The organism is Arthrobacter antibioticus (assembly GCF_030063205.1).
GTDB lineage: Bacteria > Actinomycetota > Actinomycetes > Actinomycetales > Micrococcaceae > Specibacter.
On sequence record NZ_JASISQ010000003.1, the window covers coordinates 235,410 to 247,487 of the forward strand.

Sequence of the window (12,078 nt, forward strand, 5' to 3'; positions counted from 1 at the left end):
CAGTAAGGGGTTCACATGCTCGCACCAGAGCGGCAGTCGCGCATCCTCAAGGAGCTCCAGCACCACGAGGCAGTACGCGTCGCTGATATAGCGGCTGCCATGAATGTCAGTGAAATGACTATCCGCCGTGACATTGAGGTTCTTGATCAAAGTGGCCTGGCTAGAAAAATCCATGGCGGGGCAATGCGCCTTGCGCGTTTAAGCGCCCTTGAACCTGGCTTTCTGCTCAACGTTGACAAACAGCTTGAGGGCAAACTGGCCATAGCCCAGACGGCCCTAACATTGGTTCAACCCGGAATGACACTTGCCCTCACCGGAGGAACCACAACGTACCAGCTGGCAGTGCTCCTGGCAGCTGAGATTGAACGGCTCCGCAGCCTGACAGTTGTTACAAATTCCCTAAAGATCACCGAGCTGCTGTACCTCCAGCAAGGCGGCTCTGATCTGAAAGTCATCGTCACAGGCGGAGAGCGCACACCCTCGGAAGCTCTGGTGGGTCCGGTGGCTCGCATGGCGCTAAAGAACCTAAATACTGATATTTGTTTCATGGGTGTCCATGGTTTGGACACCGAACGCGGGCTAACCAGCCCCAACTTGCTCGAAGCGGAGACAAACACGGCGTTCATCGAGGCCACCACACGCCTTGTTGTACTGGCGGACAACACCAAATTCCAGGTCCGTTCATTGGCCCAGATAGCACCGCTGGCGGCTGTAGACACCATCATTACCGATCACGCCCTCAGTCCAGCTGGCAAGGACCTGTTCGCCTCCCGAGTCCCGCACTTCATCATGTCACCAGCTTCGCCCGAGAACACTAGGAAGAACTCATGACTACTGCCACAACATCACTTTTGGCCGACGGCCGCGAGCTCATATATTTTGACGATGGCGCCGTGGCCAAACCCCACGTGGCCGTTGACACCCGTCGATTGGATCCGCGCTCGGAGGAGAACACCGGGGAGCTGCGCTTCGATGCACTCACTGGCGATTGGGTGGCCATTGCCGCACACCGGCAGACACGCACGTACCTGCCACCGGCTGATCAGTGCCCGCTGTGCCCCACCACCGGAGCGAATCTCTCAGAGATTCCCGATGAAGATTATGATGTGGCGGTTTTTGAGAACCGCTTTCCGTCGTTGGGCCCGGCGGTTGGTGCAGTACCAATCGATCCCGAATGGGGAACGCGGGGACGTGCTTTTGGGCGTTGTGAGGTTGTTGCCTTCACCCCGGAACACTCCGGCTCCTTTGGCGAACTATCACCAGAACGCGCCCGCACTGTCATTGATGCATGGGCCCACCGGACACAGGCATTGAGTGCTTTGCCCGGTGTGAAACAGGTCTTTCCTTTTGAAAATCGTGGCCAGGATATTGGCGTCACGTTGCACCACCCGCACGGACAGATCTACGCATATTCTTACGTACCCCCACGCAGTGCGGTCATGGCTAATGCTGCCCGCAAATTCTATGATGACAGCGAGGGGAGATCCACCTTGCTCGGGGACATTCTCACCAAGGAATCCGAATCCGGTGAACGCATGATCGCCCAAGGAAAATACTTCAGCGCATACGTACCCTTTGCGGCACATATGCCCTTGGAGGTTCATCTGACCCCGCACCGCCACGTCCCGGATTTTGCGGCGTTGATTGACAACGAACGCGACGAGCTGGCCGTCATGTACCTGGATATCCTGCGGACTTTAGAGAACATGTACACCACACCCACCCCTTATATTGCAGCGTGGCATCAGGCGCCACTAGATGCTTTTCTGCGTCCATCCGGACGTTTTCACCTTGAGCTCACGTCCCCACGCCGGGCCGCAGACAAGCTGAAATTTCTAGCGGGTTCGGAAGCCGCCATGGGCGCATTCATCAATGACACCACCCCCGAGCAAAGCGCCGCCATGTTGCGCAACTCCTTCGCACAACTGAAAGCAGGCCTGGAATGAGCATCTCCACTGACGCAGCTCTTGCAGCGAGTGCTTTCCAGGACGTCTTTGGTGCGGCACCCAGCGGCGTCTGGTCAGCCCCGGGTCGGGTAAATTTGATCGGCGAGCACACGGACTACAACGAAGGTTTTGTGCTGCCCTTCGCGATTGATCGCGCTGCAGCCGTGGCTATTCGCCGCCGTGATGACAACGATCACCACACGGCCCGGCTGTGCTCAAGCTACGGGGATCAACAAATCGTCACAGTTGATCTTGCCGCACTCACACAGGAAACCATGTCCGGCTGGAGCGCCTATCCATTGGGTGTTGTGTGGGTCATGCGCCAGATGGGCATCGAGATTGGCGGCTTTGACCTGTACCTGCATTCCACCGTCCCCTCGGGTGCCGGGCTTTCTTCCTCCGCCGCTATTGAGTGTGCCGTTGCCACTGCTTTCAACGACCTGGAATCGGCCGGGCTAACACTCAATGAACTGGTCCTTGTAGGCCAGCGCGCAGAGAACGAAGTGGTTGGTGCGCCCACGGGCATCCTTGACCAGTCCGCATCCTTGCTCTCCGCCAGCGGTCATGCCGTCTTTCTTGATTGCCGCACACAGGAATCAAAACTTGTACCTCTTGATTTGAGTACCGCCGGGCTGCTGATCCTGGTCATAGACACCAACGTCAGCCATGCCCACGCCACTGGCGGCTACTCCGACCGCCGGGCCTCCTGCGAACTCGGAGCTGAAGTGCTGGGGGTGCGCTCGCTGCGCGACGTTGCTGCAAGCGAGCTGCCAGAGACAGCGGGGCTGCTGGATGAAGAAACTTTCCGTCGAGTGCGCCACATCGTGACAGAGAACCAGCGCGTACTTGACACGGTTGAAGCATTGGATCAGGGCGGACCAACCACCATTGGCGATCTCCTCACCGCCAGCCACCTCTCCATGCGCGATGATTTTGAGATCTCCTGTCCCGAACTGGATCTTGCGGTGGAGAGCGCACTGATGAACGGAGCACTGGGCGCCCGTATGACAGGAGGAGGCTTTGGCGGTTCTGCCATTGCCCTCATCCAAATTAGCGAAGAAAACGCAGTGCGTGAGGCCGTGGTGAGTGCGTTTGCCAAGGCCGGATATACAGCTCCTGACATTTTTGCTGTCTCCCCCGCCGCAGGAGCCTGCAGAATCTTATAACCACCGGAACGCAGAAGGCCGCATCCCATAAAACATGGGATGCGGCCTTCACTGTAAACGGGGTCCTAGTTCAGGAACTCCCGATGCTGTTCATGCGCCTTGCTGATCTGCGCCAAGATTTCTTCGGAATCCTTGTGCTTGTCACGGAGTTTGGGCTCCATGGTTGCAATGGCGCCTTCTTCAACCATCAGCAGCTGGTAAACCCGTTCACGCTCGGTGAGATCTGCCGTGTATCCCAGCTCCAAATAGCTCTCTGCGTGGCGACGCGCGTTGTTTAGGACAGTCTGAGCCTTGCCAGACTTGCTCACCAGGGAGCCAACGATCGTGATGGCCAGGACACCAAGGATGACAATCAGCGAAACGCTGGTGCTAATTTCAATGACCGGAACGGCCTCGCCATCGTTAATAAAGGGCAAATTGTTCTCATGCAGTGCGTGTAGGACCAGCTTGACACCGATGAAGGCCAGGATGGTAGCCAGCCCGTAGGAAAGGTAGATCAGGCGGTCAAGCAGGCCGTCTAGGAGGAAGTACAGCTGACGTAGGCCCATGAGGGAGAACGCGGTTGCCGTGAAGACGATGTAGACGTTTTGAGTCAGACCGAAGATGGCCGGGATCGAATCCAGCGCGAAGAGCAGGTCGGTGCCACCAATGGCCACCATGACCAGCAGCATCGGGGTTAGGACCTTCTTGCCGTTAACAACTGTGAGAAGCTTGTCGCCGTCGTACTTATCAGAGGTCTTGAACAGACGCTTGGCCAACTTAATGATGAAGTTATCAGCATCGTCGCCCTCGCTGTCCTCTTCCTTGAGCAAGTTCCCTGCTGTGATCAGCAAGATGATCCCGAAGATGTAGAACATCCAGGACCACGTGTTGATCAACGCCGCACCCGCGAAAATGAAGCCGGTGCGTGCAATCAAGGCAAAGACGATGCCGAAGAGTAGAACCTTCTGCTGGTCCTCACGGGGAACCTTGAAACTGGACATGATGACAAGGAAGACAAACAAGTTGTCAACGCTCAGTGCCTTTTCGGTGATGTACCCGGCGAAGTACTCCCCACCCATGGTGGGACCGCCGAAGATGAAGACGGCCACACCAAAAACAAGGGCCAGGCCTACATAGATTGAGGACCAGATGGCTGCTTCACGCAGCGTGGGAATGTGCGCCTTGCGGATGTGGAAAAAGTAATCAAAGGCCAACAGGCCAAGAATGAGAACAATGGTAATGCCCCAGATCAGAGGGGATACGTTCATGAGCTGCTTTCGCTAGTCGCCTGCAACAGGCGTGTTTGATTTCGGTTGCCGAAATCGGGGTTATATAACATCACTTATAAAACAACGCCCGGTCTAAAAGGCCGGGCGTTGTCAACGCGGTACTTGAGATGCTCTCTAGTCATTGCCCCGCAGGATGGCCAAGAGACGCAGGATTTCAACATAGAGCCATACCAACGTCACTGTCAGGCCGAAGGCGGCAGTCCATGAGTATTTAGTGGGTAGCCCGTTTTGGACGCCCTTTTCAATGGAAGTGAAATCGACGATCAGCGAAAACGCTGCCAGACCAATGGCGAACAGGCCCAGGATCAAACCGAAGGGAATATTAGTTCCGGGGATGTCCATGCTGCGAATACCCCAGGGACTGTTAGTAGCCCCAAAGATCATCAGGGCAAAGTTAATCAGTGAGAACAGGGCGTAGCCGGAGAGGGCAATGATGAAGAAGCGGGTCATTTTTGGCGTGGCGCGCACCTTGGCGTTTCGGAACAACACCAGAGTTACTAAGAACACGCTAAGCGTGCCAAGTACGGCTTGGACAACAATGCCGGGGTAATTCGCTTCAAGCATCCCCGAGAGTCCACCCAGGAACATCCCCTCAAACAGTGCGTAGCCAAGAATCAGCGCTGGGGATGGTTGCTTCTTGAAGGCATTCACTAGACCCAGCACCAGGCCGACAATCATGCCCGGGAACATCAATACCGGAACAATCCAGCCAATGGCTGCACCAACCAGCACAAGGGTCAGTGTCATGACCGTCTTCATAATGACGTCGTCATAGGTCATGCGGCCGGTCTGTGCGGCGTTGGCAGAGGGCTTGCTGTACATCTCCTGAAGCTGCAGTGCTGACAACTGCTGCGCAGCAGCCAACGTGTCTGCTCCGCCGTTGACGTTGCGGCGCTGAGAAGAGGGCGTGTCCTTGAAGTTTTTGTTATTGGCAAAAACTGGATTACCACCAAGTGCCATAATGCTGTTGCCTCCGAAATAGGGGGTAAGAATAATTGTTAAGTCTATCAAGTTAGACGCTTGGGAGGGGTACTATATTCCCTTCCGGGCGAATTGGCAGCCCTTTCCCAGCAAAAGTTCACCCAATGTTCGCTTAGAGGCACAGAAATACGTTTGCGCTCGCGATTTTGGGGGTTTCTCGGCGTCTCGCCGCTCCGAGTTGCCACTTGTGGCGTCCAAAGTAGTGTTTTGGACGCCATAAGTGGCAACTCGCGGAAGCCGGCACGGCTATGGGATGCCCGGCGGTGGTGGTGCGTTACTTCTTGGTACCCCAGGTCGGACTCGAACCGACACTTTACAGATTTTAAGTCTGTTGCCTCTGCCATTGGGCTACTGGGGCATTGCTGCTGGATGAACCAGCGCTAACAACATTACGCGATGAGCGGCCTGTGCAGGAAACCGGGGCTCACGTGAAAGTGAATGGCGCCGAATATTTGAAGTGTCCGTGGTGGCCTGGTACAAAAGCAGCAAGCTCCAAAGCCATGAAATATGATCCCCAGGAAGGGTCCGGGGAACTGATTCCCAGAGAGTCTGCCGGGACAAAACCGAAGCGTGGGAAGTAGTCGCTGCCACCCATCAGCACAATAGTATGTTCTTGCATCTCATTGGCTGCTGCGATGGTGGCCTCTACCAACGCAGACCCGATGCCTTGCTTCTGATAGCCCGGCAACACAGCTATTGGGCCCAAGCCCAGAGAAACCGACGTTCCGATCCACGCCCTAGTGGTGATCACATACCCAAGAATTTCTCCTCGCTGGGACTCGGCCACGAGAGAGAGCCCGGGTAGGTACTCCCGTGCAGCAAAAAGTCGGCGCAACAGGCGCGGCTCATCACCCTTGGGGAAGGCAGCTTCCACGAGGGCCAGGATTTCGGGCCTGTCCCCGGCATGCTCACAACGGATGATCACCGCACCAGTCTAGTGCCTATGCTCGTGGACCAATCGGTGCACGAATAACAAGAAAGCGGCCCTCCCAAGAGCCGTGTTACAGACTGTAGGGAGGGCCGCCGTGGAGTGCATTACAGAAGTGTTGGCTACTTGCTGGCCGTAGCTTCTTCGCGAACTTCAACCTTGGGGGCAACAGCAGCAGGTGCCGCAGCCGGCTTCGGCTTAGGTGTTGCTGCAGCGACGAACGTGGTGCGCGGTGCCTGCAGGTTCTCCAGCTGGGCCAGGTCGCGGCCGGTTAGCATGGTGACAAACCAGTCCATGAGAACGCGGATCTTGCGCTCTACAGTGGGCATGGCCAAGCCGTGGTAACCACGGTGTGCCAGCCAAGCCGGGGCGCCCTTGAGCTGGATGCCCATGATCTTGGCAACACCCTTCCACTGGCCAAATCCGGCCACAGCGCCAAGGTTCTTGTGCTTGTAGCCTTTCAAAGCCTTGTTGAAGCGGCTAGCCCACAGGTTCTTGGCCAGGAGCTTTGCCTGACGCAGGGCGTGCTGGGCGTTGGGGACGCAGGTGCCGTCAGGAAGACCGCCCGTGACATCCGGGACAGCCGCAACATCGCCGGCGGCCCAGGCGTTCTCAATGACACCGAATTCGCCGCTGATCTGCAGGTTAACGTTGACGGAGACGCGCCCACGAGGTTCGATCGGGAAGTCAGTGGAGCGGACCATGGGGTTGGCCATGACCCCTGCAGTCCAGATGAGAGTGTCAGCATCGAACTGCTGGGCAACTGTCTTCTCCGGCAGGTTGATGAGTTTGAGATTGCTCTCTTCTGCATTATCCAATGAAGTGTTCAACAGAACCTCAACGCCGCGGCTGCGCAGGTGCTCCACAACCCAGAGGGCCTGGGACTCAGTGACCTCGGGCATGATGCGTCCCATGGCTTCAACCAGAACGAAGCGAAGTTCGGACTGCTCAACACGGGGGTTGATCTTGACTGCGGCACGGGCCATGTCTTCAAGCTCTGCAATGGTCTCAATGCCAGCAAAACCGCCACCAACAACCACGAAGGTCAAGGCGCGCTTGCGCTTAGCCGGGTCGGTCTCCGTGGAAGCCTGCTCGATCAGGGACAGAACCTGGTTGCGCAGGGCAACAGCTTCTTCGATGGTCTTCAGGCCGATTCCTGATTCTGCCAGGCCCTTGATCGGGAAGGTGCGTGTGATGGCACCTGCAGCCACAACAACATCGTGGTACGTCAGCTCGAATGGCTCGCCGCCGTCGGCCGGGGCCACAGCGGCCGTGCGGTTCTCATGGTCAATTGCTGTGACGGAACCCTGGATCAGCTCTGTCGCCTTCAGGTGCTTGCGGTGGGACACAACCGCGTGACGTGCTTCGATGTTTCCGCCGGCTACTTCAGGCAGGAACGGCTGGTATGTCATATAGGGCAGTGGATCGACCAAGGTGACAATGCCACCTGATTTTGCGATCTTCTTCTGCAGTTTGAGTGCTGTGTAGAGGCCGACGTAGCCGCCGCCAACTACAAGAACGCGCGGACGTGCTGAAAAGGTGGGAATGATTGCCATACCTCCATGATACAGATGTTTGTGAAAATATTCACTAGCCTAGGGAACGACGACGGATCGCAACTTCCGATGACGCCTTTCGCCCCGCCGTGGGAGCGTGTGGGCTAGTGTTTGTGCCCCTGCCCAGAACCACCAGGGGGCTCGCCCTGTGCGGATGTTTGGGTTGGTCTTACCCCGTCAGTTTCCTTTGCCGTAGCTAGTCGACGCCGGCGCAGCAACAGGTGCGTGGCCCCGCCTCCAGCGATCAGCAACAGCAGCCCCAGTGAACCAAGAACTAGCACTTGCGGAACTGCACTTGTGTTGTCTGCGGGCTGGGCAATAGGTGCTGCAAGGTCACTCAGGGTTGGCTTTGGCTGCGGCACCTTGGATACGGGTGTGCCGTTTTCCGAAGGCGGAGTTACCGCGCCTCGCCGGTGTACGTGGATCCATTCAGCAATGCTCCCCAGGGGGTTTGCCTCCACCACGGGAACATCTGCACTCAGGGCAGCCTCGGCGTCAAGAATCCCGTAGCCATAGATCGCGTTGGGAACCCCCTCACCCTTGGGTTTGGCTGTTGAGATGATCCTATTGATCACCTGGGCTGCACTCATCTCGGGGTATTTGGAGCGAATCAGTGCCGCAACTCCTGAGACTATTGGCGCCGCACCACTTGTGCCACTCCAGCGAGCGTACCCACCACCGGGAAGTCCCCCGGCAAGATCCTCAGCGGGGGCGCTGACGCCAATGCTGATGCCTTGGGATGAGGAGTCCACACTGGCTGTCCCATCCTTGTCCAAGCCACCCACGGCGAGGATGCCGGGGATGGTGGCCGGGGCCCCCACCTGTTCGCTTCCGGACTTGCGGTTACCGGCCGCTGCCACAATGACAACATCTTTTGACTCCGCATAAGCAAACGCGTCGTCCCAGCTTTGTGGCCAGGCTGTTGAGGTGCTGCCAAGGGACATGTTAATGACCTTGGCACCGTGATCCACAGCCCATTTCACTGCAGCCGGGATCTGATCGTCAATGTTTTTACCTGACGGGTTATCAGCGCCCAACCACACGGAGACGCTGAGCAGTTCAGCCTTCGGAGCCACACCGATGACCCCATCGGGCCCTGCCCCGACAGTGTCCTTTAGCGGCGCCGTCGTGCCGGGTTTTGCTGAAGCTGAGGGGCTGGCGGTACTTGCCTTGTGGCCACGTCCAGCCAACATTGTGGCAACCAATGTGCCGTGCTCGGGTTCGGCGCCAACACCTTTGGTGCCACCAGGAATTCCGGCACCTGACATGTCTTTCCCGCCTACCACGGCACCCTTGAGGTCGGGGTGAGAGGAGTCAATGCCGCTATCGATGATGGCAACCTTCACGCCTTCACCTTGGGAGACCTCCCAAGCTTTCTCCACGCCGGATTGTTCCAGCCAGAACTCCCGGTTGCGGATGTCATCTGCGGAGGCAGCAGGGGCCGTCAACACAACAAATGACCCGGCCAGGGCAAGCGTCATCAACGCGGCGGCGATGGATCGCAACCGTGGACCAAACTTCATGAACGCTCGTTTCCGTAAAATAACAGGCTCAGCTATGGGCTGCTGCCAGTGCGATTCCGTCCAGAATATCGTGTTCGCTGGTAGTTGCCGATTCCAGGCTCCCCCCGCTGAGCTTTGCCAGGCGGCGCAGCACGGTGCGCCAGATGAGTGCTCCAGCGCCAATGACGTCGACACGCCCGGGATGCATGAAGCCAAGCTCGGCTCGTTCTTTGCGCGTCATGGCAAGTAACGCGGATGCTGCTTTGTCTATTTCTTCCAACGGAACGACGGCGGCATGAATCACCTTGCTCTGATAACTGGCCAACCCCAGGGCTTGTGCGGTGACAGTGGTTATTGAGCCTGCAACACCAACCACACCATCGATCTCTCCTAGTGGAAGCACCGCCAGGACGTCATTTAATTTCTCTTCGATCGCGGCCTCTGCGGCCGTGATCTGGGCAGCGGTGGGCGGATCACTTTTTAGATAGCGCTCGGTGAAGCGCACACAGCCCATGTTGGTGCTGAGCGAGCCGCGAACGCCTGATGCATCGCCAAGGACAAACTCAGTGCTGCCCCCACCAAGGTCTACAACAAGGACGTTGCGATCATCCAGCACGGGCAAAACGCTCACCGCACCGGCAAATGAGAGTGCGGCCTCTTCGGCGCCACTGGCAACGTCCGGTAACACGCCGAGCCTGTCCTGAATTCCTGCAACAAAAACGTCGCGGTTGCCGGCGTCACGTGTGGCGCTGGTGGCAACGAATCTGACGCGTTCCACACGTGCAGCAGTGATGAGTGCCGCATAGTCATCTACTGCAGCGAACGTTCTCTCAAGGGCATCTTCTGCCAATACACCTGTGACATCAACACCCTGGCCCAGCCTGACGGCCCGCATTTCACGATGCACATCTGTCAGCTTCGCCCCGTCATCTGGGTCTTGGATAACGTCGGCGATGAGCAGACGGATGGAATTGGTTCCACAATCAATGGCTGCCACACGCATTTTTGCTTAGCTCCCTTGCTGGTTCAAATGTTTGACGTGACGGCTCAAGTCCTTGTGCGGTACTGGCGCTTCATTGTTCCAGGCCCCTTCGCAATGACACGTCTGCGCAGTCCACCACTGTCCAACGGCGGCAAGCGCCTCATCACCGAGCGGGTTGACGCCCGGGCCTGCGGCAAGGGCGTGGCCAATCAGTACATGCAAGCATTTCACTCGGGTAGGCATGCCCCCTGCCGAAATTCCAGCAATCTCTGGAACCGGCCCCGTACCGGCCCGCTCTCCGATGGCTTCACGTGCTGCAATGTAGCTCTCGTGGGCTTTGAGGTAGGCAGCAGCCAGATCGTCCTCGCTACCCAACCGGTCGGTCATTTCATTCATGAGACCAGCAGCCTCCAAACGTGAAGCCGCGGCTGTCAGGACGGGGTGTGTTAGATAATATGTGGTGGGGAATGGAATCCCATTGCTGAGTCGCGGAGCTGTGGCAGCAACCAGCGGATTCCCGCAGACACACCTGGCCGGGATCTCCACCACGTCACGCACAGGCCGGTTGAGCTGGCGGCTGAGAGTATCAAGATCAAGCTGAGTGGGGACACGTCCACCCGGGGCGTTGCTGGGCGTTGCGGGCACGGGGGCCTTTCCTGAAACTGTTTGACTGCGTTGATGCGTTACTTACTGCGTTGCTGAGCGGCGGCTCTGGCCCCACATAATGTGGGAAAAGTGTTCAACCAGCTATTTTAGCGTGCTGTCACAGCACGGCCTTGCCTACTTTCCCCGTGACACTTTAGCGCCGGCGAATCCCAACACCGGTTCAGGGAGCCGGCGCGGGTTCCGGTGCTGGCGGTGCGGGAGCCGGCGCGGGTTCCGGTGCTGGCGGCGCGGGTTCCGGTGCTGGCGGTGCTGGCGGTGCTGCCGCAGGGACTTCCACCACGGCAGATTTCTGTACCGCCTCCCACAAACTATCCACCCAGGGGTCAACTTGTATGGCTGTGGCGTTCTTGGCGGTGGTGGCTTGGGCGGCTGCTGCCTTGGCAGCATCAACCGAGTCATCAAGTGCTTCCACGCCGTTGGCACCATAAACCCAATATCCGGTTTCCCCGGGCATGAGCATGCTCACTCGATCACGAGCCTGCTGTTTGATGAAAGCAGGATCATCCCACCGGGCCAGCTCAGATTTGTAAGCGCTTTGCTGACTTTCCTTGGCCGCAATGTCTTCGTGTAGTGAGGCGATCTCGGCTCGCTGTTCCAAGAAAGTATGCACGTTCGGTGCCAGCAGCAAGGTGACAACGGCCATGGTCAGCCCCAACACCAGCAGTCGTCCCGAAAAGGAACGAGCCGGGACTGGGCTGTCCCCGCCAGTCTGGGGTAATCCATCCTGGCTGTTACGGCTATTGGGTCCAGTTGCACGCTGCCGGCCACTCTTCGCCCCGTTGCTTCCCATACCGGCCGGGCTTCCCTTGCCTGCCGCGCCGGACTTGCCTGCCGGGCCGGACTTCCCCACCGGGCTTCCCTTACCGGCCGCGCCGGACTTGCCGCCGCTGGGGGTGGGCGAATCAGCTGGGGTGGGATCCGCCGTCGTACCAGGCAGTGCAGCTTTTTTGCCAGCTTTGTCCGGGTCACTGCCAATACCGGCCGTGAATTGTGCTTTAGGCACTGAGGGCCGTCGTGAGGCCATGCTTCTCCTAAGTACTGCTACCGATCAATTCGTGCCCCGGCCGTGAAAGTGGGGGC

11 protein-coding genes and 1 tRNA gene are annotated in these 12,078 nt (G+C 58.0%); 3 read left to right on the forward strand and 9 right to left on the reverse strand.

Annotated features, from left to right (window positions below):
* Positions 1-15 precede the first annotated feature (15 nt).
* From QMG40_RS08535 to galK, 3 genes are read left to right on the forward strand one after another with little or no spacing between them, the layout of a single operon-like run.
* Positions 16-831 (forward strand): DeoR/GlpR family DNA-binding transcription regulator, encoded by an 816-nt coding sequence (locus QMG40_RS08535; RefSeq protein ID WP_283530503.1) that lies wholly within the window; start codon positions 16-18, stop codon positions 829-831.
* Positions 828-1,946, forward strand: a complete 1,119-nt coding sequence (gene galT / locus QMG40_RS08540) for a galactose-1-phosphate uridylyltransferase (RefSeq protein ID WP_283530505.1) — start codon at positions 828-830, stop codon at positions 1,944-1,946. The genes QMG40_RS08535 and galT overlap by 4 nt, the downstream gene beginning before the upstream one ends.
* Positions 1,943-3,112, forward strand: coding sequence for a galactokinase (gene galK / locus QMG40_RS08545; protein ID WP_283530507.1), 1,170 nt, complete (start codon positions 1,943-1,945; stop codon positions 3,110-3,112). The genes galT and galK overlap by 4 nt, the downstream gene beginning before the upstream one ends.
* Before the next feature lie 65 nt (positions 3,113-3,177).
* Here the strand turns inward: galK and QMG40_RS08550 are convergent, their stop codons facing one another.
* From QMG40_RS08550 to QMG40_RS08590, 9 genes are all read right to left on the reverse strand, one after another.
* Positions 3,178-4,362 (reverse strand): TerC family protein, encoded by a 1,185-nt coding sequence (locus QMG40_RS08550; RefSeq protein WP_283530509.1) that lies wholly within the window; start codon positions 4,360-4,362, stop codon positions 3,178-3,180.
* Positions 4,363-4,497: 135 nt separating this feature from the next.
* The gene (locus QMG40_RS08555) at positions 4,498-5,343 is read right to left on the reverse strand and encodes a Bax inhibitor-1/YccA family protein (protein ID WP_283530511.1); all 846 of its coding nucleotides are present in this window, start codon (positions 5,341-5,343) and stop codon (positions 4,498-4,500) included.
* A 303-nt stretch (positions 5,344-5,646) separates the two neighbouring features.
* Positions 5,647-5,722: transfer RNA gene (locus QMG40_RS08560), tRNA-Leu, on the reverse strand.
* Positions 5,723-5,788: 66 nt separating this feature from the next.
* On the reverse strand, positions 5,789-6,289 hold the full coding sequence (locus QMG40_RS08565) for a GNAT family N-acetyltransferase (protein WP_283530515.1): 501 nt from the start codon (positions 6,287-6,289) through the stop codon (positions 5,789-5,791).
* Between the two features lie 125 nt (positions 6,290-6,414).
* Complete coding sequence (locus QMG40_RS08570) at positions 6,415-7,848, reverse strand: NAD(P)/FAD-dependent oxidoreductase (RefSeq protein ID WP_283530517.1); 1,434 nt, start codon at positions 7,846-7,848, stop codon at positions 6,415-6,417.
* A 104-nt stretch (positions 7,849-7,952) separates the two neighbouring features.
* Complete coding sequence (locus QMG40_RS08575) at positions 7,953-9,371, reverse strand: S8 family serine peptidase (RefSeq protein WP_283530520.1); 1,419 nt, start codon at positions 9,369-9,371, stop codon at positions 7,953-7,955.
* A 28-nt stretch (positions 9,372-9,399) separates the two neighbouring features.
* Positions 9,400-10,353: a Ppx/GppA phosphatase family protein gene (locus QMG40_RS08580; protein WP_283530522.1), complete on the reverse strand. Its 954-nt coding sequence runs from the start codon at positions 10,351-10,353 to the stop codon at positions 9,400-9,402.
* A gap of 6 nt (positions 10,354-10,359) precedes the next feature.
* Positions 10,360-10,977, reverse strand: coding sequence for a DUF501 domain-containing protein (locus QMG40_RS08585; RefSeq protein ID WP_283530524.1), 618 nt, complete (start codon positions 10,975-10,977; stop codon positions 10,360-10,362).
* Between the two features lie 181 nt (positions 10,978-11,158).
* Positions 11,159-12,022 (reverse strand): FtsB family cell division protein, encoded by an 864-nt coding sequence (locus QMG40_RS08590; protein WP_283530526.1) that lies wholly within the window; start codon positions 12,020-12,022, stop codon positions 11,159-11,161.
* Between the last annotated feature and the right edge of the window lie 56 nt (positions 12,023-12,078).